At 67.6% G+C, this 22,286-nt stretch carries 16 protein-coding genes; 8 read left to right on the top strand and 8 right to left on the bottom strand.

Annotated features, from left to right (window positions below; translation table 11 throughout):
• Window positions 1-12: 12 nt before the first annotated feature.
• Genes dapA through CUJ89_RS32155 form a run of 3 tightly spaced genes read left to right on the top strand, consistent with a single transcriptional unit; the run spans window position 13 to window position 2,320 of the window.
• A complete protein-coding gene (gene dapA / locus CUJ89_RS32165) occupies window positions 13-960 on the top strand; it encodes a 4-hydroxy-tetrahydrodipicolinate synthase (RefSeq protein ID WP_114181255.1) in 948 nt (315 codons plus the stop codon).
• Window positions 957-1,886, top strand: a complete 930-nt coding sequence (locus tag CUJ89_RS32160) for a homocysteine S-methyltransferase family protein (protein ID WP_114181254.1) — start codon at window positions 957-959, stop codon at window positions 1,884-1,886. The genes dapA and CUJ89_RS32160 overlap by 4 nt, the downstream gene beginning before the upstream one ends.
• Window positions 1,883-2,320, top strand: a complete 438-nt coding sequence (locus CUJ89_RS32155; protein ID WP_114181253.1) for an Lrp/AsnC family transcriptional regulator — start codon at window positions 1,883-1,885, stop codon at window positions 2,318-2,320. Before CUJ89_RS32160 ends, CUJ89_RS32155 begins: the two co-directional genes overlap by 4 nt.
• Before the next feature lie 147 nt (window positions 2,321-2,467).
• Here the strand turns inward: CUJ89_RS32155 and CUJ89_RS32150 are convergent, their stop codons facing one another.
• The 3 genes from CUJ89_RS32150 to CUJ89_RS32140 are packed head-to-tail and all read right to left on the bottom strand — an operon-like array spanning window position 2,468 to window position 8,032.
• Window positions 2,468-5,533 carry an efflux RND transporter permease subunit gene (locus CUJ89_RS32150; protein ID WP_114181252.1) on the bottom strand — a complete coding sequence of 1,022 codons (3,066 nt, stop codon included), beginning with the start codon at window positions 5,531-5,533 and terminating at the stop codon, window positions 2,468-2,470.
• Entirely contained in the window at window positions 5,530-6,624 is a 1,095-nt protein-coding gene (locus tag CUJ89_RS32145) for an efflux RND transporter periplasmic adaptor subunit (RefSeq protein WP_114181251.1), read from the bottom strand. Before CUJ89_RS32145 ends, CUJ89_RS32150 begins: the two co-directional genes overlap by 4 nt.
• A gap of 4 nt (window positions 6,625-6,628) precedes the next feature.
• Window positions 6,629-8,032, bottom strand: coding sequence for a TolC family protein (locus CUJ89_RS32140; RefSeq protein WP_236655017.1), 1,404 nt, complete (start codon window positions 8,030-8,032; stop codon window positions 6,629-6,631).
• Between the two features lie 750 nt (window positions 8,033-8,782).
• Here CUJ89_RS32140 and CUJ89_RS32135 point away from each other — a divergent pair.
• From CUJ89_RS32135 to CUJ89_RS32115, 5 genes are all read left to right on the top strand, one after another.
• Window positions 8,783-9,784, top strand: coding sequence for an FHA domain-containing protein (locus CUJ89_RS32135; protein ID WP_114181250.1), 1,002 nt, complete (start codon window positions 8,783-8,785; stop codon window positions 9,782-9,784).
• Window positions 9,781-13,809: a TOMM system kinase/cyclase fusion protein gene (locus CUJ89_RS32130; protein ID WP_114181249.1), complete on the top strand. Its 4,029-nt coding sequence runs from the start codon at window positions 9,781-9,783 to the stop codon at window positions 13,807-13,809. Before CUJ89_RS32135 ends, CUJ89_RS32130 begins: the two co-directional genes overlap by 4 nt.
• A 33-nt stretch (window positions 13,810-13,842) precedes the next feature.
• The gene (locus CUJ89_RS32125) at window positions 13,843-14,187 is read left to right on the top strand and encodes a BMA_0021/BMA_0022 family TOMM bacteriocin (protein ID WP_114181248.1); all 345 of its coding nucleotides are present in this window, start codon (window positions 13,843-13,845) and stop codon (window positions 14,185-14,187) included.
• A gap of 15 nt (window positions 14,188-14,202) precedes the next feature.
• Window positions 14,203-14,565: a BMA_0021/BMA_0022 family TOMM bacteriocin gene (locus CUJ89_RS32120; protein ID WP_114181247.1), complete on the top strand. Its 363-nt coding sequence runs from the start codon at window positions 14,203-14,205 to the stop codon at window positions 14,563-14,565.
• A 91-nt stretch (window positions 14,566-14,656) separates the two neighbouring features.
• The gene (locus CUJ89_RS32115; protein ID WP_114181246.1) at window positions 14,657-16,894 is read left to right on the top strand and encodes a TOMM precursor leader peptide-binding protein; all 2,238 of its coding nucleotides are present in this window, start codon (window positions 14,657-14,659) and stop codon (window positions 16,892-16,894) included.
• A gap of 138 nt (window positions 16,895-17,032) precedes the next feature.
• Here the strand turns inward: CUJ89_RS32115 and CUJ89_RS32110 are convergent, their stop codons facing one another.
• The 5 genes from CUJ89_RS32110 to CUJ89_RS32090 form a co-directional block, all read right to left on the bottom strand.
• On the bottom strand, window positions 17,033-17,587 hold the full coding sequence (locus CUJ89_RS32110) for an AidA/PixA family protein (protein ID WP_114181245.1): 555 nt from the start codon (window positions 17,585-17,587) through the stop codon (window positions 17,033-17,035).
• A gap of 361 nt (window positions 17,588-17,948) precedes the next feature.
• The gene (locus CUJ89_RS32105) at window positions 17,949-19,040 is read right to left on the bottom strand and encodes a porin (protein ID WP_114181244.1); all 1,092 of its coding nucleotides are present in this window, start codon (window positions 19,038-19,040) and stop codon (window positions 17,949-17,951) included.
• 105 nt (window positions 19,041-19,145) lie between these two features.
• A complete protein-coding gene (locus CUJ89_RS32100; protein WP_114181243.1) occupies window positions 19,146-19,868 on the bottom strand; it encodes an SDR family NAD(P)-dependent oxidoreductase in 723 nt (240 codons plus the stop codon).
• A complete protein-coding gene (locus tag CUJ89_RS32095) occupies window positions 19,846-20,967 on the bottom strand; it encodes a 2,3-butanediol dehydrogenase (protein WP_114181242.1) in 1,122 nt (373 codons plus the stop codon). Before CUJ89_RS32095 ends, CUJ89_RS32100 begins: the two co-directional genes overlap by 23 nt.
• Before the next feature lies 1 nt (window position 20,968).
• Entirely contained in the window at window positions 20,969-22,270 is a 1,302-nt protein-coding gene (locus CUJ89_RS32090; protein WP_114181241.1) for an MFS transporter, read from the bottom strand.
• Window positions 22,271-22,286 lie beyond the last annotated feature (16 nt).

The raw sequence follows: 22,286 nt of genomic DNA, 5'->3' as shown, positions 1-22,286 counted from the left end.
GCACAACGAACCATGACCCACCTTTCCCATCCGATCCGGGGCAGCATCGTCGCGCTCGTCACGCCGATGCATGATGACGGCAGCCTCGATCTTCCGGCGCTGCGCGCACTCGTCGACTGGCATGTCGCGAGCGGCACCGCCGCGCTCGTCGCAGTCGGTACCACCGGCGAATCGCCGACCGTCTCCGTCGACGAGCATCTGCGCGTGATCGCCGCCTGTGTCGAACACGCAGCCGGCCGCATTCCGGTGATCGCGGGCAGCGGCGCCAATTCGACGGCCGAGGCGATCGAGCTGACCGTGCGCGCGAAAGCGCTCGGCGCGCGAGCGTCGCTGCAAGTGGTGCCGTACTACAACAAGCCGACCCAGGAGGGCCTGTATCGGCATTTCGCGCGGATCGCCGAGGCGGTCGACCTGCCGGTCATCCTCTACAACGTGCCGGGCCGCACGGTGGCGGATCTTGGCCACGACACGGTGCTGCGTCTCGCGCACGTCCCGGGTGTCGTCGGCATCAAGGACGCGACGGGCGACCTCGAACGCGGAATGCGTCTGCTGCGCGCGGCACCGCCCGGCTTCTCGGTCTACAGCGGCGACGACGCGACCGCGCCCCTGCTGATGCTGATGGGCGGCAGCGGCAACATCTCGGTGACCGCGAACGTGATGCCGCGCGCGATGGCCGGGCTGTGCGACGCCGCGCTCGCCGGCGACGCGGCCACGGTACGCGCGATGCAACTCGCGCTGATCGAGCTGCATCGCGCGCTGTTCACCGAAGCGAACCCGATTCCGGTGAAGTGGCTGCTCGCGCGGATGGGCAAGCTGCGCGGCGGCATCCGGCTGCCGCTGACGCCGCACGACGCGCGCTTTCATGCGGCGCTGGCAGAGGCGTACGACCGCGCCGAAACCGCATGCGACGCAATCCTGCCGCGAACCGGGCAGATCGCGTCGAAGGGGTACGGACAATGAACGGCATCACGGTACTCGACGGCGGCATGGGACGCGAGCTGGCGCGTATCGGCGCACCGTTCCGGCAGCCGGAATGGTCGGCGCTCGCGCTGATTGAAGCGCCGCACTACGTCGGCCTCGCGCACGACGCGTTCGTCGCGGCGGGTGCCGACGTCATCACCGCGAACAGCTACGCGGTCGTGCCGTTCCATATTGGCGAGGACCGGTTCCGCCGCGACGGCGTCGCGCTCGCGGCGCTGGCCGGACAGCTCGCGCGGCAGTCGGCCGGCCGGGCGGGGCGGCCGGTGCGCGTCGCGGGCTCGTTGCCGCCGACGGGCGGCTCGTACCGACCCGACCTGTTCGACGCGGTGCGCGCCGATGCAATCCTCGCGACGCTCGTCGACGGGCTCGATCCGTATGTCGACCTGTGGCTCGCCGAGACGCAGAGCCTGATCGAGGAGATCGACGCGGTCCGGCGCGCGCTCGGCGCGAATCCGAAGCCGCTGTGGGTGTCGTTCACGCTGCGTGACGACGTCGACGCGAGCGCGTGCCCGGTGCTGCGGTCGGGGCAGACGCTCGACGAGGCGGTCGACGCCGCGTTGTCGGCGCGCGCTGCCGCGCTGCTGTTCAACTGCAGCCAGCCCGAAGTGATGGGCGCGGCGGTCGACACGGTACGGCGCGCACTCGCGCGCTCGGGCGCGGCGTTGCCGGTCGGTGTCTATGCGAACGCGTTTCCGCCGCAGCGCGACGATGCGCAGGCCAACGCGGAGCTGCACGGATTGCGCGGCGATCTCGATCCGCCCGGATATGCGAAATGGGCGGAGCAATGGATGGCCCTGGGCGCGCAGATCGTTGGCGGGTGCTGCGGGATCGGCCCGGATCACATTGCGGCGCTGCGGAGCGCGGTCGATACGCGCGATACCGGCAAGGCCGGGACGCCGCAATGAAGGTCGACGGCATCGACCAGAAGATCATCGACGTGCTGTGCACGGATGCGCGGATTCCGCTTGCCGTGCTGGCCGACCGGATCGGCCTGTCGCGGCAGGCGGTCCGGCACCGGGTCGACCGCCTCGAAGCGCTGAAGATCATTGCCGGCTACACGGTGCGGCTCTCGCTGCCTGACGAGGTGGCATCGGTACGCGCGGTGATGCTGGTTTACCGCAAGGACCGGATGCGCGGCGCGGACGTGCTGGCCGCGCTCGCGCGGATCGCTGAGGTGCGCGACTGTTCGGTGCTGAGCGGCGAGGTTGATCTGCTCGTCCAGATCGAGGCTGCGTCGCACGAACGCATCAGCGAGATCTGGGCGGCGATCAGCGCGATGGACGGCGTGCAGAACATGACGACCTGCTTCGTGCTCGATTCGGTGATACACAGGCGGTGAGCGGGGGCGCCCTTTGCGCGTGCGGTCAGCTTCACGAGAACTTCGCAGGATGCGACACCGAATTGTGAGAATTCCCGGTTGCCGAATCCTCGGCGAACGTGCCTGACCCATTGATTCGTCAACGAGTCAGGCACGTTCATCAGCGCATCAGCGTGTCTGGCGGCGCGGTCTTCTTTCGATCAACAGCAACTGCAATAGCGCCGGCAGTACCAGCAACACCAGCGGCAGTTGCACGATCAGCCCCGAGATGATCGCCACCGCCAGCGGCTGCTGCATCGCCGAGCCCTGCCCGAGCGCGAACGCGAGCGGAAGCAGGGCGAGGATCGCCGCGATCGTCGTCATCGCGATCGGCCGCAGCCGGTTGCGGCCCGCCGCGAGCAACGCGGCATCGGGCGCCATCCCTTCGTCGCGCACGAGCCCCTGGAATTCCGATACGTAGAAGATCGCGACCTCGGTCACGATACCGACGATCATCGTCATGCCCATCATCGCGGAGATGTTGAGCTCGATGCCCGTCGCCCACAGCCCGATGAACACCGCGCCGGTCGCGCACAGCGGCATCGCCATGACCGCGAGCGCGACGCGAAAGCGTTCGTAGAGAAACAGCAGCAGCCCGAATACCAGCGCGACCGCCGCGCCGAACACGGCGATCAGTCCGCGGAACGCGATCTGTTGTTGCTGGTACAGCCCGCCCAGTTCGTAATAGACGCCTTGCGGCAGCAGGTTCGCATCGCCGAGCGCGCGCTGCACGTCGGCGATCGTCGAGCCGAGATCGCGCCCGTCGATCCGCGCGGTAACGGCGACCATCCGTTTCAGGTTGTCGCGGCTGATCTCGGGCTGCCCGCTGACCGTGATGCGATCGGTTACGCGATCGAGCGGGAACAGGTGCCCATCGGGCGCATGGATCTGCAATGCGCCGAGCCCCGTGCCATTCATCCGCATTGCGTCCGACACCCGCACGCGCACGCCGACCGTCTTCGGCCCCTGCTGGAACTGTGTCGCGACGCTGCCTTCGAGCAGATTCGACACCTGCTGTGCGATCGACTGCGGGTCCATGCCTTCGGCGGCGGCCGCGTCGGGCCGGATATGCAGATCGAGCGCGTCGCCGGCCGGGTTGATACCGTCGTCGACGTCGACGATGCCCGGAATCTTGCCGATGCGCGCGGCCACGCGCTGCGCGGTCGCGTCGAGCACGTTCGGATCGTCCGAGTAGATCTTGATCTGCACCGGCTGTGGCACCGCGGTCAGATCGCCGATCAGGTCTTCCATCAACTGCGCGAGCTCGATGTTGACGCCGGGCACGTTCGTCTCGACCTTCGAGCGGATTTCTTCCATCACGGTGTCGATCGGCTCGCGCGAACCCGATTTCAGGCGCACGAAGAAATCGCCCTTGTTCGGCTCGTTGAGATCGCCGCCGAGGCCCGCCCCGGTTCGACGCGAATACGTCGCCACGTTCGGGTTCTCGCGGATGATCGTCTCGATCTCGCGCATCAGGCGATCCGTCTCGGTGATCGAAGTACCGGGCGCCGTGTGGTAATCGAGCACGAAACCGCCCTCGTCCATCGACGGCATGAAGCCGCTGCCGACGCGCGTGAATGCAAACGCGGCGACGACGACGAGCGGCAGCACACCCGCGAGCGCGAGCACCGGCCTGCGACTCACGCGCTCGATCAGCGTCGCATAACGCGTGTTCAGCCAGTGCGTGAAGCGCGACTCGCGATGCTCCTCCGCGTCGGCCGGCGTGAGCCAGTGATCGCACAGGATCGGGATCGCGAGCCAGCTCACGACGAACGAGATGAACAGCGCACTCGCCATCGTGATCGACAGCGCCTTGAAAAACGCGCCAGTCACGCCGGACAGGAACGCGAGCGGCACGAAGATGATCAGCGTCGCGGCCGACGAGCCCGCCAGCGGCCGCGTGAATTCGAGCGCCGCGCTCATCACGCGGCCGTGAAATGCGTGCGCGCCCGCCTCGCGCATGCGCCGCGCGATGTGTTCGATCATCACGATCGCGTCGTCGATCACGAGCCCGACCGCCGCGGCCATCCCGCCGAGCGTCATGATGTTGAAGCCCATGCCGAACACGTCGAGCAGCAGGATCGTCGCGCTCATCACGACCGGCACCAGCGCGACGGCGATCGCGGTGATCTTCCAGTTGCGCAGGAAGACGAACAGCGTGAGCGCAGCCAGCACGACGCCGATCAGGATTGCATCACGCACGCTCGACGCGGACGCGATCACGAGCTGGCTCTGGTCGTACCAGTTTGCGAGATGCACGCCGGGTGGCATCTGCTTCTGAAAATCCGCAAGCTTCGCACGGATCGCCGCGGCCATCGCGACGCTGTTCGCGCCCGGCTGCTGGAACACGTTCACGAGCACCGCGTCCTGGCCGTCGGCGGTCACGCGGATCCATTGCGGAACCGTGCCGCGCGATACCGTCGCGACGTCGCCGACGCGTACCTGGTTGCCGCCCGACGACGAAACGACCGTATTGCGAAGCGTGTCGAGCGACGTGATCGTCGTGTCGGCAACGACGAGATACAGCTTGTAGTGATCCTCGATTCGGCCGGCCGCAGTCAGCACGTTGCCCGCGCCGATCGCCTTCGACACGTCCTCGACCGACAGCTTGTACGCGGCGAGCCGCGCGGGATCGATGTCGACCTGCAATTCGTCCTGCGCACCGCCCGTCACTTCGACACGCGCCACGCCGTCGACGGACGACAGCAGCGGCCGCAACTGAAATTGCGCGAGATCGCGCAACTGCGACAGCGACTGCCGCGACGACGTGAGGCTGTATGCCAGTACCGGGAACACGGTCGGATCCATCCGCTTGACCTGCATCGTCGTGCCGGCCGGCATCGACGGCAGGATCTCCGAAATCGCCGACTGCGCCTGCAGCGTCGCCTGCGCCATGTCGGTGCCCCAGTCGAAATTCAGCGAGATCTCCGCCGAGCCGCGGCTCGTTTTCGATTCGACGTCGCGCACGCCCGGCACGCGCCGCAGCGCCTCCTCGACCGGCATCGTCACGAGCGTCGCCATCTGCTCGGCAGGCCGGTCGCCCGCATCGAGCGACACGACGGCGCGCGGAAACGCTACGTTCGGAAACAGCGAGATCGGCAGCCGGAAAGCCGTCAGCGCGCCGGCGATCGCGAGTAGCGCGACGACGAACAGCAACGATCGCCGGTGCATCTGCATCCATTGCCCGACATTCATGGGTGCGTGCCTCCGGCAGAACGCACGGTCATCCCGTCCTGCAATTCGTAGTTGCCGGTGACGACGAGCGGCTCCGATGCATTCAGCGGGCCGTCCACGCCGTAACGGTCGCCGCTTTCGACGCGCACTGCGACATCGACGCGATGCGCGGCATGCTTCGGCGTGACCTGGAACACGTACGCGCCCTTCGTATCACGCAGCACGGCGGCGCGCGGCACGACCCACCACGTGCCGGTCTGCGTCGCGATGTCGGCGCTTACGCGGGTGCCGGGGATGAATGCGGTGCCGCCGAGCGGCACGTTCGCGCCGACGTCCACGAGCTGGCTCTGCGGATCGATCGACGCGCCCGCGACGATGACCTGTCCTGCCGGAGCCGCGTGTGCGAGCGCGGTGGACAGCCCGTGCAGCACGACCGTATCGCCCGCGTGAATCGATGCGGCCGCGGACGGCTCGACGCCGAGCGTCACGTTCGCCTGACGGCTGGACGCGCCGCCCGTCGCCGCCAGCTGTGCAATCGTCGCGCCCGCCTGCACCTGGTCGCCCGGCAGTGCGGAAAGCTGCGACACGACGCCGGCGAACGGCGCGGCGATCGTCACGTCGCCGTTCCGCACGCCCATCAGCCGCTGCGCGGCTTGCCCCTGCTGCGCATCGTCGAGCGCCTTCTGCGCAGCGGCGAGCTGCGATTGCGTCGCCAGGCCGTCGTCGAGCAGTGCGCGCGTACGTGCGAGTTCGCCGCGCGCGAGCGTCAACCCGCTCGAGGCCTGCGACGCGGCCAGCACCGCAGCGGGATCGGCCTGCACGACGACCAGCGGCGCGCCGCGTGCGACCGTCTGGCCGGGCAACACGAGCACCTTGCGGATGCGCGCCGTGTACGGCAGGTTCACCGACGTGACGCTGGCTGACGATGTGGCGACGACGCCATAGGCACGCACCTGTTGCGAGATCGGCGCGCGTTGCACGCGCACGGTATCGACCGCGGCGGACACGGGTTCGTCGGCCCGCGCGGGGCCGGCGAACGGCGTGAGTGTGGCAAATGCGGCGGCAAGCACGGCCGCGCGACGGCAGGTAAAGCGATTCAGGACGGCTGGCATGAGGTCAACGCTGGGTGGAATCGGTGGAAAAGGCATCCGGGACCGCGCTGCCGAGCAGCGCCTGCAGGCCGATGCGCTGCTCGGCCAGTGCATCGCGCTGCGTGGCCGCGTCGATCCGCTTCGTCAGCGCGGCGAGCTGCGCGTCGGTATCCTGCCCGAGCGTGATGTCGTGCGCGGCGTACGCGTGCTCCGCATGCGCGGCCGCCTGCTCGAGCGCGGGCAACGCGGCCTCGTCCTGAGCAAGCTGCTGCGCGGCGAGTCGAGCATCGGTGCGCAGATGCGCGATGTCCGCATAGGCGGCGTTCAGCCGGGTCTGGTATTCGTCACCGAGCCGCTGGCGGGTCGCCTGCTCGATCGCGATGTTGCCGCGATTGCGGTTGAAGATCGGCAGGCTCAGCGCAATCTGGAAGCCGGTCGTATAGATGCCCGACGTGTCGCGCGCGCGATTGAAGCCGACGTTCAGGCTCGGAAACTGGTTCAGGATCGCCGCGCGGTACTTCTGTTCCTGCGCGTCGTAGCCGGCCTGCAGCGCGATCAGGTCCGGACGCCGCTTCGGCAATTCGGTCAGTGCGGCGTCGAGCGTCGCGTCGGTCACCGGCACCACCTGATCGGAGCCGGCGAGCCGCAGTTCGACATCCGGCGCGAGTCCGAGCAGCGCATTCAGATCGTGACGGGTCTGTTCGCGCGCCCGGACCATGTCGTCGTATTGCTTGCGCGCGTCGCCGTAGGCGGCCGACGCGACGGTGACGGTGTCGTCGGTCACATTGCCGGCCCGCCGCGCGTGCGCGATCCGTTCGTAACGCGTCGCGCCGAGATCGCGCGTCTGCGCGAGCAGCGGCAGCACCGCATCTTCGTAGCGCGCCTTCGTATAGAGCTGCTTCGCCTGCGCGACAACCTGCCACTCCTGCCAAAGCAGGCCGAGATCGGTCTTGCGCACGGTCGCGTCGGCGGAGCGCTTGTTCGCATTGCGCGTGACGATCGCCATCACGTCCATGCTCAGGCCGTAGTTGAACGCACGCTCGAGGCCGGCCGCGCCCGGATAATCGCTCGATACCGACAGTTGCGGATCGGGCAGCAGCCCCGCGGAATACGCCTGCGCCTGCGCGATCCCGAGATCGTCGCGCGCGAGTTTCAGATCGGGATTGTTCGCGACCGCGAGCATCGCAACGTCCTCGATGTCGAAGCCGCCGGACGGATCGAAGCGATGCGCGGCCAGTTCCGGCAGCGGCATTTTCGCCGGGTCGATGCGCAGCCTGCCGAGCTCGACGGCCGTCGTGAATGTCGAATGCGCGGCAAGCGGCTGCGGGCGATAGGCCGTGCAGCCGCCGAGCGCGAATGCGCACGACGCGGCACCTACGACGAGCGTGCGTACGAGCCGCGGCGACGCTGTCTGAGATAAGCGGGACAACGGGCGCTCCCTGTGCGGTTGTCATGAAAACGTCATTCCGGCGGGCCGGAACGCTGATTCGGGCGATTATGTTGGCCGCCTGCTTAACGATTGCTTAAGCACTGGCGGAACGTGATCGGCTCCGGAAGCCGCGCAGCGTCCGACGCCGCCGAATGAACGGCGCCGTGCCTGCTTCAATCGCCAGCCGATGACATCGCGAAACATCCGATGTGGCGTACCGGAATTTCTCAATAAGTTAAGTAATGACGATTGCCAAAACACCGTCGATCATTATTTAAATTGTCGAAATGATTTAATTTATTTCCGGTTTGCCAAACAAAATTTCCGCGGCGGCAAAGGTGATTAAACCAACCCCGTCATCCAATGTGAACATGTTCGGCCAGCGCATGTCCCGCCGTGGTTTGCGCGCCGATTAAGATGTTCGACCCTTTATTTGCGACCCGGAAATTCATCGAGAATGTAAAGCATTGCAATATAAAACTCGGAAATTGGAATTACGGTTGCGGTGTGCGAATTTATTTGGCAGGATTTTCATCAGGTTGCTCGATTTTAAAACAACAAAACGGTCGATAATTCAATTGGCTGAAATAACGCATGCCCGATGAGCAACGATTCGAAAGCAGGCTGACGAAAAAACAGGTAACGAGGCGGCGAACAGTCGACATTGTTCGCGATCAGTGAATCAATCGTTTGCCCGGCAGCGTCGATGCGTCACTCGAGCGATCCGGGCGAATCCGACACGGGGCAGCCATGGCAATACTCAAGAACGATGCTTCCGGAGAAACGTGCCTGCTCCGCGCGTATCACGTGTTCGGCCGCGATGCAGCGCGCTGCGACACGGTCATCCGGGATGCGTCGGTGTCCCGTGTCCATGCCCATATCCGCTGGATCGGCGGGGTGTGGGAACTCCACGATCACAGCAGCAACGGCACGTCGGTATCGGGCGTGCCGCTGCGCGACGGCGAGCATGCGGTGCTGCAACAAGGCGACGTGATCCGGTTCGGCAGGACGGGTATCGCACCCTGGCGCGTCGATGCGCTCGACGATCCGGCCGATACGCTGTGGCCGATACGGGGCGCCACGCATCCGATCGTGCTCGCGCCGAGCCAGATCCTGCTTGCCCACGCCGCGCAGCCGGTCACGATCGCCCGGTCGCCGGCCGGCGAATGGCTGTGTGACGACACGTTGCCGCCGCGCGCGCTCCATGACGGCGATGAAGTATCGACCGGCGACTTCTCGTGGCGCCTGGCGCTCGTGCGCAGCGGCTCGACGATGATGCTCGCCGCGCCCGCCGATCCGGCCGTGCCGGCGCAGTTGCTCGAATTCTTCGTCAGTCGGAACGAAGAGCACGTGCGCATGTTGCTGCATGTCCGCGGCGGCGTGGTCGACCTCGGCGAGCGCGTCCATCACTACAGCCTCGTCACGCTCGCCCGGGCACGCTCGGCCGACATGCAGGCCGGCTACGACGCCGCCACGCAAGGCTGGATCGAACTCGACCGGCTGGCACGCATGCTCGGCATCGATACGTCCCATCTCAACGTGCAGATTCACCGCGCCCGGAGCCAGCTCGCGGCGCTGCCGGGGCTGGACGCGAGCCAGCTCGTCGAGCGCCGGCGCGGCAGCGTGCGCTTCGGCGATTTTCCGTTCCGCATCATGCGCGGCGAGCACCTCGAGTGCCAGTCGGTGCCGGGCGTCGAGCCGCGAATCGGCGTGCATCGTCCGGCGCCTGACCCGGTCGTCCACTACTCGTGAACGCGCGAGAACCGGCCGCGCCTCGCGCGCCCGTCGTGCCGGAAGCACGTGAACCGCGGCAGCCCGCCGTACCTTTCGCGGAGCTTGCCGGCAAGCGGCACTACCGGCTCGGCGCGTTGCTCGGCGAAGGCGGCAACGGCGTGGTGTTTCGCGCGACCTGCGGCGAGACGGGACAAGACGTCGCGATCAAGCTGATGCGGGACGATGTCGCGCGGACCGCCGCGGAGCGCGCGGCCCAGCGTGCGCGCTTTCGGCGCGAGACGAGCCTGTGCGAGGCGCTGCGGCACCCGAACATCGTGGCGCTGCTGGACAAGGGGGAAGCGCCCGACGGGCGGCTGTTCGCCGTATTCGAGCTGGTACAGGGCCGGACCGTGCGCGACCGGCTCGCGGCGGAGGGGCCGCTGTCGGCCGTCGACACGGGCCAACTGATGACGGAGGTGCTCGACGCGCTCGCGGCCGCGCATCGGCGGGGCATCGTGCATCGGGATCTGACGCCGCAGAACATCGTGATCACGATGGCCGATGACGGGCCGCACGCGAAGCTCCTCGATTTCGGCATCGGCGCGTTGTTGCCCGGCACGGAAGAGATCGCGCGCCAGACCGCGACGCTGGTGACCGAGGTGCTCGGCTCGCCGCCCTATTGCGCACCGGAGCAATTGCGCAACGAGCCGCCGACGCCCAGAAGCGATCTTTATGCGTGGGGCCTGGTCGTGATCGAATGCCTGACGGGCGACGTCGTCATGCACGGCGCAAGCGTGGCCGACATTCTCTATCAGCAGCTCAGCCCGGTGGATGTCGCGCTCCCTGCGTCGATCGCATCGCATCCGCTCGGCTCGGTACTGCGGCGCGCGCTGAGCAAGAATCCGGCGCAGCGCGCCGCGTCGGCCGATGAACTCGCGGAGCAGTTCCGCGCGCTCAACTTTGCCGCGCTCGTCGGCCAGTTCGATGCCAGCCGCGCCAGCCGGCAGACGCGTCCGCGCCTGGTCACGCGCAGCGAGACGATCGCAACGCCTGGCGAGTACCGGCAGATCACCACGCTGTGTTGTTGTGTGACGATCACCGGAGAAGGCCGGCAACGCTACGCCGGAGCCGATCACGGTGACTTGCTCGACGGCTACGAGGAGCAATGGCTGACGAAGTGTGCCGACATCGCCGTCGGTTATGGCGCGCACGCAGGCGGCCGGCTCGGCGACACGCTGCTGTTCCATTTCGGCCTGCAAGGCGATATCGACCGGCCCGCGCGCCGTGCGGCGCGCGCGGCGCTCGACATGGTGCGGGTGGCCGATCGCGCACGGCTGCCGGTGTCTGCGGCTGCCGGCGGCCGCGCCGGTGGCGAAAGCTGGCGCGTCGAAGTGGCCGCCGCGATTCACGTCGGGCAGGTTCTCGCGCATGCGTCGCACATGTCGGGCGGTTCGACGCCCGCCGCGGCATCGCGGCTGCTGCGGCTCGCCGGGCCCGGGCAGATTCTGATCAGCGACGATGCGCGGCTCGCGCTCGAACGGCATGCCGACTGTCGGCCGAGTGCGTTGCGGCTGGCGCGGGCGGGCCTCGTGCCGCAGCCGGTTCATGAATTGCTCGGCGAGCGTCGCGCCGATACGCCGTTCGATTCGCTCGACGCCGGCATGCGGGCGCCGATGGTCGGCCGCGCGCGCGAGCTCGACGCGCTGCTGCGTGCGTGGCAGGAGACGCTCGCACGACATCGTCGCGTGATGGGCGGCGAGCCGGTGCCGCACAGCGTGCCGCGGCTCGTCGTCGGCGATGCGGGAATCGGCAAGTCGCGCCTCGTGCACGAGCTGTGCGAGGCGGTCCGGACCCAGGGCCACGCCTTCGCGCATTGCGGGTGCCTGCCCGAGCGGGAGAATCACGCGCTGTTTCCGATCCTGCGGTTCATCGGCGCGCATTGGCATATCGACGCCGATTGTCCGGCCGGTTTCGCGCTCGCGGCGATCGACACCATGATCGCGCCGCTCGATTGCGATCATGCGGCGGCCCGTGTCGCGCTCGCGACCTGGCTGGGGCTGCCTTGCGAGGCGAAGGGGCTCCTGTGGTCGAGTGCGCGCGAGCAGCACGCGCTGTTCGACGTCCTCGAGCAACTGATCGTGTCGCTCGGCAACGGCGCTCCGGTGCTGCTCGTCGTCGAGGACGTCCAGTGGATCGACCGCTCGACCGAGGATTTTCTCGCGTACCTGCAGCGCTCGCCGCGCGCAGCGGCCCTCGGCATCGTGTTCACGTCGCGCCCCGACAAGCTCGGGCGCTGGCGCGGTGCGACCGAACGCCTGGTGCTGCGCCGCCTGCCGCGCGACGACGCGCAGCGCCTTATTTCGGCGTGTCTGGGCCAAGGCGCGCTCGATCCGGCCTGGCTCGACCAGCTCGCCCATCGTACGGCGGGCATCCCGCTGTTTATCGAGGCCGTCGCGCGCGAGCTGACGATGAGCGGCGTGGACGGCTCGCTCGCGGGGCCGCCGGCGACGGACCCTTATCCGCTTCCGCTCAGCCTCGGCGGCATGCTCGGTCTCGCGTTCGACCGGATCGACGACGCGCGCGACACCGCACAGCTCGCCGCGACCATCGGGCTCGAGGTGGATGCGCAACTGCTCGCCGACGCATCGCCGCATGATCGGGCCACGCTCGACGCGCATCTGCGGTTGCTGCTCGAAGAGCGGATCCTGTACGCGCAACATCGGCGCGATCGCGTGTTCTATTCGTTCCGCCACGCGTTGATTCGCGACGCGGCGTATGAATCGATGCCGCCCGCCGTGCGGCGCGGCAACCATGCGTGCGTCGGCCATGCGCTGGTCGCGCAAGCCGATCGCGAGGCCGGTGCGCACGCGTTCGGCGTCGCCGGGCACTTCGCGCGCTCGGGCGCCTTCGCCGACGCGATCGCCCACGGCATCGACGCGGCGCGTCGCGCACTCGAACGTTCCCGTTACGACGACGCGATCCGCTATGGGCAGTCGGTGTTCGACTGGCTTGTCGACGCCGACTACGCACAACGCGAACACGACAGCGCGCGCATCCGCGCCACGTTGACGCACGCGACGATGGCCCGGTTCGGCTGGGCCGATCCGCAGGTGCGCGAGCATGCGGAGCAGCTGTTGCGGCAAATGCAGACGGTCGACGACCAGGAACTCGAGATCAGCGCGCTCTGGACGCTGTCGACTTACTACCACGTCGCCGGCGATCGTCCCACGGTGCGTGGGATCAGCATGCGGCTCGACGCGCTCGCGACCGAGCGCGGCGACGCCGGCGCTCAGGTCGCGGCGGACGCGATGCGCGGCATGAGCCTGTGGGTCGACGGCCACTATGCGCGCGCCCGCGCCGCGTTCGACGCGGTGCTGGCCGGCTACGACGTGCGGCGCGACGCGGACCATCGGCGCATCCTGGGGCTCGATACGCGTGCGTGGACGATGGCGTCGCTCGCGAGCGTGCGCTGGTGCATGGACGACGATCCGCACGCATCGCTCGCGATGGCGCGCGACGCGGTGTATTGCGCGACCTGCCTCGACCATTTGCCGACGCTCGGCGTCACGATGATGTACCTCGCGCGCATGTACCAGCTGACGGGCGATCGCGACGCGGCCCGCACCCTGTCGGAAGCGATTCTCCGCCTGTCGGATGTGCATCGGCTGCGCGCGGTCGGGCACTACGCCGCGATCATTCATGCGTGGACGCAAGGGGATCGCGCGGGCGTCGTCGCGCATCTCGATGCGCAGCGGCAGTCGGGCGGCCTGCTCGGGATGACCTACTACGCGTCGCTGCTTGCCGAGCTGGATGCCGCGCGCGGCGACTACCACGCCGCGCTCGCGCAGGTCGAGCAATGCCTCGCATGGTGCGAGTCGACCGGAGAGCGGTATTACGAAGCGCAGCTGTGGCTGAAGAAGTGCGAGTACCTGCGCCGGGCCGATCCGCGCTGCGGCGGCGTGGCCGCGCTGGATGCGTGCCGGCGCGCAGTCGAAATTGCAACAACGGCGGGCATGGGCCGCATCGCCAGGCTCGCCGGGGCGATGTTGCAGTCGTTGCCGTAAGTGGTTCCATTCGTCATTCAGGAGAGCATACCGATGAGCAAGGATCTTCGATTACCGACGTACGAACAATTTCTCGAATACCGGGCAACCGTCATCCGGGCAATCGCCCTCGCGTGGCATTCCCCGGCGTTTCTCGACGAACTCGAGGCCGATCCGGTCGAGGCATTGCGCGCGCATTTCGACTATCACTTCCCGTTCAAGCTCGACTTGAAGGTGCAGGTCAAATCGTCGGCCTGGACGCCGAGCGTCAACGGCGACTGGACGGGCGGCCGGAAAAACAAGCTCACGCTGTTTCTGCCGCCCGCGCCGGCGGACGAAGCGCAATTCGCGCAGGCGCTGGCCGCCTACAACGCGAACCACATCACCATCATGGAATGACCCAGGAAAACCGACATGGCAAAGGACAACGCTAATCCGACGCTCGAATCGATGCTGGAGTTTCAGAAGGTCTATCTGCGTGCGATCGCGCTTTCATGGCGGAACCCGGAGTTCAAGGGTGAGCTGCTGGAGAAGCCGCTGGAGACGCTCGCGAAATACTTCGGTTACCAGTGTCCGTGGATCATCGACATCGAGGTCGTCAAGACGGACGGCGATCATGGCTGGACGAGCCACGGTAACGGCCACGGGAGCTGGAGCCTACCGCGCAACGTGATGACGGTCGGCATCCCGGAGCAACCGACGAGCGTGGACGAAGAGGCCGTTGCACTCGCGGCATACTGCGACGCCGGGCCGAGTTACCTGTTCACCTGCTGCTGACCCCGCGCGGCCGAACCGCGCACCGTCGCGCGGCCCGGGCCGGCTGCCCGGGCCGCGCGATGTTTGTTGACCCGCCGCACGGAACCAGACGATGCTCGATGACCTTTCGCGCGTGTTGCGCTTCAAACCGCATTTGCTCGTGCTCGATGCGGGGCCCGAGACCCTGTTCGTTGTCGACGAATTCAAACGCGCGATGCTGTCCGGCGCGATCTTCGTGCGGATCGCCGCCTGCTTGCGCGCGCGGATGACGATCGCCGAGACCGTGGCATCGCTCGCCGGCACGTTCGGTGAATGGGACGTGCTCGCGCGGCTCGATCATCTGGTGCGTCGCGGGTACGTGCGCGCCGACGTGCCGCACGACGACGATGCGGCGCGCGGCTTCTTCGAGCGCGCCGGGCTCGACGGCGACGCGGCTTGTGCGCGCATCGCGCATCTGCGCGTCGCCGTCGAAGCGTTCGGCGCCGACGATGCGGCGCTCAGGCGTGCGCTCGACATGGCCGGCATCGACGTCGTGCCGGACGCCGAACTGACCGTCGCGATCACCGATACGCACGACCGCGACGATCTCGCCGCGTGCGCTGCCCGCGTGGTGGCGCGCGGCGGGGCATTGCTCGTCGTGGCGGCCAGTGGCGTGCAGACGCTGATCGGGCCGTTGCTGGCCGGCGGCGGCGCGCTTGCGGACGCGCCCTGCATCGAATGCGTGCGTTACTGGATTCGCATCAACCGGCCCGTCGAGGCGCTGCTTGCGCGCCATCACGGCAGCGACGCAACGCGCGTGCCGCCGGCCGCCTCGCGTGCCGGGGCCGCGGCCGCAGCGGCACTCGTGGCGGCGACGGTCGAGCAGATTGCGGTCAACCGCACGGCATCGGAACGGTCGCAAACGCATATCGTGGCGCAGCGCATCGACACGTTGGCTGCCGAGCGGCACCGCGTGCTCAGGCGTCCGCAATGCCCGTGCTGCGGCAATCCCGCGTGGATGCGCGAGCAGGCGGCGCGCGCGCCGCGGCTCGCCGATCATGCGCCGTTGGCGCGCACCGACGGCGGCTACCGGACCGCCGATCCGCAACAGGTGTTCGAGCGCCATGCGCATCTGATCTCGCCGGTCAGCGGCGCGATCGCGTATCTGCATCCGATGCCGAAGCGACACGCGGGCTTGCGCAAGGTCTATGCGTCGGGTTTTCTCGTGTGCCCGGCCGCCGTACCGGGCAGCAACCGGTTCGACCGGATCTGCTCCGGCAAGGGCCGCACCGACGATCAAGCCCGCGTGAGCGCGCTGTGCGAAGCGCTCGAACGATTCAGCAGCGTGTATCAAGGCGACGAGGCGACGTTGACCGGAAGTATCGAAAGCCTGCTCGCCGACCCGGCTTGTGATGCTGCACCCATTCACGTGAACGATCTTCAGCAGTTCAGCGAACGGCAATTCGACGCGCGCGATGAAATCAACGCGTTGACCCGCGATGTGCGAAAGCAGGTGCCGCCGCGCTTCACGGCGAGCGACGTGATCGACTGGACGCCTGCCTGGTCGCTCGTGACCGGCAGGCGCCGGCTCGTACCGCTGAGCTACTGCTATGCGGAAACGCCCGACAGTGCGCAGGCACCGGCCGCATGCGTACACAATCCCAACGGCTGCGCGGCGGGATCGAGCGTCGACGAGGCGATTTTGCAAGGCATGCTCGAGTTGATCGAGCGCGATGCGGTCGCGATCTGGTGGTACAACCGGATCCCGCGCCCCGGCATCGATCTCGCGAGTTTCGACGATCCGTATTTCGATGCGCTCGTGCGCGAATACGCGACGCTCGGATGGCGTTTGTGGGCGCTCGACATTACCACCGATCTCGGGGTGCCGACCGTGGCCGCGCTGGCGGAGAATCCGCAAGACGGGCGCTTCTCGATCGGCTTCGGCTGTCATCCGGACGGTCGTATCGCGGTGCAGCGGGCTCTGACCGAAGTCAACCAGTTGCTCGATGTCGCAGCGGATGCGCCGCACCCGTGGGATCGCGAAAAACTTTCAGCAACCGGGTTTCTGTATCCGGCGACAGACGTGCGCGGCACGACACGCTCGACGTGGCGGCCGATCGACGCTGCGTCGTTGCCGGCGGCGCTCGCGCATTGCGTCGGGCGCATCGCGGCGGCCGGCATGGACGTGCTCGTCGTCGACAAGACGCGGCCCGATATCGGCTTGTCCGTGGTGCAAGTCATCGCGCCGGGGCTGTGCCATTTCTGGCCGCGTTTTGGCGCGCGACGGCTTTATTCGGTTCCGGTGGAGCTGCGTTGGCGCGCGCAGCCGTGCGGCGAACCGGAGTTGAATCCGGCGCTACTGTTTCTGTAACTTGACCGCTTGTTCGCCTGCGCCAGCGGGATGGAGCCGGCAGAGGGCACCGGGCGGGCGGACCGATTCCGCCCGCCCGGTGCCGCCGGGCGCCTTGCGCCGATCACGTCTCGGTCTTGTTCAGGCGCTGCTTTGAGATCAACTGCTGATGCCGATGAAAGGATCCCAGGTGACGTAGCCCTTCAGTTGCGCATGCCGGTCGTAAATGGCGACGACAAACGAATAGGTTTCGTCGCCGGGACTGCGCACGCGGGCTTCCGCGTAGTAGTCCGCGCGCGGCTCTTCATTCACTTGGTTGTTCTCGGGCCAGCCCTGGGCCGGGTAAGGCTCGGTGATGTTGGCGGTGAGGTACGAAACATTGCCCAGCCGATTGGCGCCGCGCGGCGTGAGGCGATACAGGAAGCACTTGTAGTCTGCCGTGTCGGTCAGCGACACGGTGCGCCAGTGAATCAAGTCGTTGACTTCGGCCTTGATCCGCAAATTGCCGCCGCCCTCGCCCTGCGAGCCCTGGCTATAGCCATACGCCGCGTTCGCCAGCGTGGTGATCATGAAGACGGTATCGGGGTTGTTCCCGAGCGAGGTCGGCTGACTCGAATTCGTACTGAGCGAATTGTTGTTCCTTCTCAGGATTTCCTCGACATCGAACGCGATCAGGACATCGATGATGGAGTAGGTACTCAGAATTTCAGGCATGGCAGTTCCTTTCACGGTTTATCGTTGGCAAAACACCCTGCTGAGTGACGACGCTTGTGGCGCCTGCACCTCCCTCATCCTGCGAAGCGGCGCCCGCGGAGAAATCGGGCGCGCGGAAGAGTCAGAACAGCGTACGAAGGATTGCGTCGCGAGTCGATTACACGTGATTACAGTGCGCGTGCGACGAGAAGTGCGGTGCGTGACGGGTCTGATGCGGGGCAACCGTGTCGCGGCCAGCTCTTCTGCGAATGTCGGCCGTCAGTCCGGAGACAGCGACATGACAGCCGAATACACCTTCAAGCACTGGCGTCCGGCGATCCGGCCGCGGGATCGCCGACAGGATTCACCAGGGGGCTGGAACCTAGAACCGCGTGCTGAACCCGATCCGTGCGATCGACTGCAGTGCGCCGCTCGACGCGCCGTTCGCGTCCATCACGCCGTTGATCTGCGCGTTGCTGCCATGGCTTGCGCGCTGATGCACGCCCGCCACATACACCATCGTGCGCTTCGACAGCCAGTACTGAACCGCGGCCAGGAACTGGTGCGCGTGCGCGTTGTCGAGGGTGTCGTTGCCCTTCATGTACGTATAGCTCGCGCCGATCACCCATACCGGCGACGGCCGCCATGCGGCGCCGGCTTCCGCCGACCACGCGCCCGCGCCGTTCTGCGCATTGCGCACGGTGGTGAAGAGCGCCTTCCCCGTGACCGTGCCGACCGTGTAGTGAACGCCCGCGCCCCAGTTTCGCACGCTGGTGGGCGGCAGCCCGGCCGCCGCGCCGTATTTCTGGTTCGTATAGGCCACGCCCGCGCCGAACGGGCCGTTGTCGTAGCGCGCGCCGACGCTGACCGTGTTGTTTGCGCCCACCGACCCCGCGACGTTCCCGAAACCGTACAGCGCGCCGACGGTCAGGCCCGACAGCGACGGGCTCGTGACCTTGACCGAATTCGCGACGCGATTGCTGCCGGCGACGCGATCCCAGTCGAAGGCGCCGGTCGGGTTGTTCGGCAACGCGAGCTTGTCGAATGGTCCATTGCGAAAGCCGTACAGGCCGACGAGATCCTGCGCGATTTCATTGCCGCTGGCGGCGAGCGAATCGACCATGAACTCGTACTGGTTGCCGAGCGTCAGCGTGCCGTACCGGTCGTTCTGCAGCCCGACATAGGCCGTGCGCGCGAACAGCCCGCCGCCGATAATCGAGCCGTTGCCGAGCGAATACTGGTTGACGAGCCGGAAGATCGCGCGCGTGCCCGCGCCGAGATCTTCCTTGCCTTCGAACCCGAGCAGGTTCGGAAAGAAGATGTTGTCGTCGAATTTCGGGTTGCCGTGGCCGCCTTCGTTGCTGACGTAGCTGATGCCGGCATCCATCAGCCCGAACATCGTCACGCTGCTCTGCGCGAACGACGCGGCGGGGATCGTGCAGGCCGCGAGTGCCAGAAGGGTCTTTTTCGTCATCTCCAATGTGCTCCTCACATGTTTCCGATCGGGTCGGATATTTTTAATTGGACTACTGATTGTTGCGATGAATGTCGCGCCGAGACGGGCGCGACGCGCCGGTTGCTAGACCGTCGAATATCCGCCGTCCACCGGCACGATCGCGCCGGTCACGAACGACGCGCCGGGCGAGCACAGGAACAGGATCACTTCCGCGACTTCGTCGGCCGTGCCCCAGCGCCCGAGCGGCGTGCGATCGAGGATTTGCCGCGACGCCTGCGTATCGGCCATCAGGCCGCTGCTGAGCGGCGTTTCGATCCAGCCGGGCGCGACCGCGTTCACGCGGATGCCGCGATCGGCCCACGCCTGCGCGAGCGAGCGCGTGAGCTGCGCGATGCCGCCCTTGCTCGCGCTGTATGCGGGCCGGTCCTTGCTGCCGAAGTACGTATACATCGACGCGACGTTGACGATACTGCCGCCGTGCGCGGACAGTGCCGGCAACGCGGCGTCGGAAGCGCGCATCACCGACGTCAGGTTCACGTTCAGCACGAGCTCGAACTGGTCCATCCGGTATTCATCCGCGTGCCGGCTGATGCCGACGCCGTTGACGAGCACGTCGAGTCGCGGCAGCGCGGCGATCGTGCGCGTCAGCGCATCGCTGTCGGTCACGTCGAGCTCCACGCACCGGACGCGCGGATGCACGGGCGCATGCGGACCGGCGACGTCGAGCCCGAGCGCGACGACCGACGCGCCAGCTTCCGCGAAGCGCCAGGCGGTGCTTGCGCCGATGCCTGACGTGCCGCCCGTCACGACGACGGTTTTGCCTTCAAACGCCCACTGACGACTCATGCTCGACACTCCCGATGGTGTATGCGCGACGGGCCGGCCGTTGCGCGGGTGAAACGAGGATCTTGATCTGCGTGCGGTCGGCGAGCAGCGCGTCGAAGCCGTCGGCGACGGCATCTTCCAGCGACACGGTGCGCGTGACGATCGACGTGAGATCGAGCGCGCCCGACGCGACGATGCGCAGCAGGTCTTCGTACGCATGCCGGTAGCCGACGCTCGCCGTGAAGGTCAGCTCGTCGTTGACCGCGCGGAACGCGTCGAAGCCCGCATGCGGCATCAGGCCGACCATCACGACGCGGCCGCCCTTGCGCAGCGCCTGCATCGCCGATTCGAACGTGGCCGGCAGCCCGGCCGCTTCGAAACTCGCGTCGACGCCGAGCCCGCCGGTGGCTGCGCGGATCGCGTGCTGCAGCGCGGGTGCATTGAGCGCGCGCGCGTCGAATGTGTGCGTCGCGCCGAAGCGCGTGGCCGCCGCGAGCCGTTCGGGCGATACGTCGACGGCGACGATCGTCGTCGCGCCCTGCAGCTTCGCGAGCATGATCAGCAGCAGGCCGATCGGCCCGATCCCGAACACCGCGCAGGTCTCGCCGAGCCTCAGCGCGCCGCGCCGCAGCGCGTGCAGCGCGACGGCGGCCGGCTCCATTACCGCGGCCTGTTCGAGATTCACGCCGTCGGGCAGGCGATGCAGCATGTAGGCCGGCACGACCGCGAAGTCGGCCATCCCGCCGTCGCCCATCAGCCCGGCGAATCCCATCGACACGCACAGGTTGTACGACCCCGAGCGGCAGTACGCGCACTGCTGGCAGCGATACTCGGGCTCGACCGCGACGCGGTCGCCCGCGCGCAGCGCCGTCACGCCTTCGCCGACTTCGACGACGGTGCCGCAGAACTCGTGGCCGAGCGTCAGCGGCGCGGTGCGGTTCGACAGCGGATGCGGCGCGTCGACGGGAATCGCGTGCGGGCCGTCCGCATATTCGTGCAGGTCGCTGCCGCAGATGCCGCAATACGCGACCGCGATGCGCACGTCGCCGGGGCCGACGCGCGGCGTGTCGATTTCCACGAGACGAACGTCGCGCGGGCCATGCCATTGAAGCGCTCGCATGTCATCGCCCTCCGAGGTTCTGCGCATCGAGACGGCTGGCGGTACCGGCGAGCGCGCGCTTGCGCAGCACGGCGGGCGCGGTCTCGACGAGGCCGAACGACAGCACGCACGCGAGGATCGCGCCGGTGGCCGACGTCCACATCGCGAACTGCAGGCCGTACTTGTCCGCCGCGAAGCCGGCGACGGTCGGCGCGACGAAGCCGCCGATCAGCTCGCCGGCGCCCATGATCAGGCCGAGCGCGCTGGCGATCGCGCGCGGCGGCACCGTTTCGGCCGGGATCGTCGCCATGAACAGCGTGAAGCAGCCGAGGCCCGTGTAGGTCGCGAGCACGAGCGCGCAGAGCGCACCCAGCGAACTCGCGTGGATCAGCGCGACGGGGCATGCAGCGGCGATCAGCGCGAACACGATCATCGTCGGCTTGCGGCCGATCCGGTCGGAGATTGCCGGCACCGCGAAGCCCCAGAACACCCACGCGGCGCCGAGGCAGGTCATCACGACGCCCATGTCGGATGGGGACAGGTGACGGCTGTCGACGAGGAACACCGGCGCGAACGAGATGATCACGACGAACCACGTGAGGAAGAAGCAACTGATCAGCATGCAGAGCAGGATGTTGCGTTCCTTCAGCAGCGCCCAGCGGCTGATCGCCGTGCCGCCTGCCGAACGCGCGGCGGCGCCGTCGGCCTGCGCATGCCGCCCGCCGCCGGGCGGCACTTCGCGCACCCAGCGCCAGATGCAGAACGCGATCAGGAAGCCCGGAACGCACGACACGTAGAACGCCTCGCGCCAGCCGTACGCGGTCGCGATGCCGATCACGACCGGCGGCCCGATCATCGCGCCGAGCAGGCCGGCGGCCGAGCCCTGCAGCAGGCCCATGTTCAGCCCGCGACGGCTCGGCGTCGAACTCTCGACCATCAGCGATTGCGACAGCGGCAGCACGGGCCCTTCGGCGATGCCCATCAGCGCGCGAAACGCGATCAGGCTCGCGAAGCCGCCGACGAGCCCCGACAGCGCCGAGCACGCGGAAAAGCCGAGCACGGCCGCGATCAGCAGCGGCTTGCGCGTGCCGCGCGCGTCGGACCACGCGCCTGTCGCCGCGCCCGACAGCGCCCACGTGAGCGCGAGCGCGGACGACACCATGCCGAGCTGCGTGTTCGTCAGGTGCAGCTCGGCCGACATGAACGGGAACAGGAACGACAGCGCGAGGCGGTCGAAGAATACGAAGCCGAACGTCATGAACAGGATCAGCAGCAGCCTGTTCTCGTACGTCCATGCGGATTGGGGGGAAGGGTGGGATGTCATGGCCGGCCTCGTCGCG

Source organism: Burkholderia pyrrocinia (assembly GCF_003330765.1).
GTDB lineage: Bacteria > Pseudomonadota > Gammaproteobacteria > Burkholderiales > Burkholderiaceae > Burkholderia > Burkholderia pyrrocinia_B.
Note: the sequence above shows the minus strand (reverse complement) of the source record. Positions and strands in the feature narration are given on the sequence as shown.

What these genes read in the sequence shown, in the direction of transcription:
- CUJ89_RS32115 (WP_114181246.1), top strand. Translation starts at nt 14,657, where the DNA reads ATGCTCGATGACCTTTCGCGCGTGTTGCGCTTCAAACCGCATTTGCTC.
- CUJ89_RS32095 (WP_114181242.1), bottom strand. Translation starts at nt 20,967, where the DNA reads ATGCGAGCGCTTCAATGGCATGGCCCGCGCGACGTTCGTCTCGTGGAA.
- CUJ89_RS32090 (WP_114181241.1), bottom strand. Translation starts at nt 22,270, where the DNA reads ATGACATCCCACCCTTCCCCCCAATCCGCATGGACGTACGAGAACAGG.
- CUJ89_RS32135 (WP_114181250.1), top strand. Translation starts at nt 8,783, where the DNA reads ATGGCAATACTCAAGAACGATGCTTCCGGAGAAACGTGCCTGCTCCGC.
- CUJ89_RS32110 (WP_114181245.1), bottom strand. Translation starts at nt 17,587, where the DNA reads ATGCCTGAAATTCTGAGTACCTACTCCATCATCGATGTCCTGATCGCG.
- CUJ89_RS32155 (WP_114181253.1), top strand. Translation starts at nt 1,883, where the DNA reads ATGAAGGTCGACGGCATCGACCAGAAGATCATCGACGTGCTGTGCACG.
- CUJ89_RS32105 (WP_114181244.1), bottom strand. Translation starts at nt 19,040, where the DNA reads ATGACGAAAAAGACCCTTCTGGCACTCGCGGCCTGCACGATCCCCGCC.
- CUJ89_RS32160 (WP_114181254.1), top strand. Translation starts at nt 957, where the DNA reads ATGAACGGCATCACGGTACTCGACGGCGGCATGGGACGCGAGCTGGCG.
- CUJ89_RS32150 (WP_114181252.1), bottom strand. Translation starts at nt 5,533, where the DNA reads ATGAATGTCGGGCAATGGATGCAGATGCACCGGCGATCGTTGCTGTTC.
- CUJ89_RS32100 (WP_114181243.1), bottom strand. Translation starts at nt 19,868, where the DNA reads ATGAGTCGTCAGTGGGCGTTTGAAGGCAAAACCGTCGTCGTGACGGGC.
- CUJ89_RS32125 (WP_114181248.1), top strand. Translation starts at nt 13,843, where the DNA reads ATGAGCAAGGATCTTCGATTACCGACGTACGAACAATTTCTCGAATAC.
- CUJ89_RS32120 (WP_114181247.1), top strand. Translation starts at nt 14,203, where the DNA reads ATGGCAAAGGACAACGCTAATCCGACGCTCGAATCGATGCTGGAGTTT.
- CUJ89_RS32145 (WP_114181251.1), bottom strand. Translation starts at nt 6,624, where the DNA reads ATGCCAGCCGTCCTGAATCGCTTTACCTGCCGTCGCGCGGCCGTGCTT.
- dapA (WP_114181255.1), top strand. Translation starts at nt 13, where the DNA reads ATGACCCACCTTTCCCATCCGATCCGGGGCAGCATCGTCGCGCTCGTC.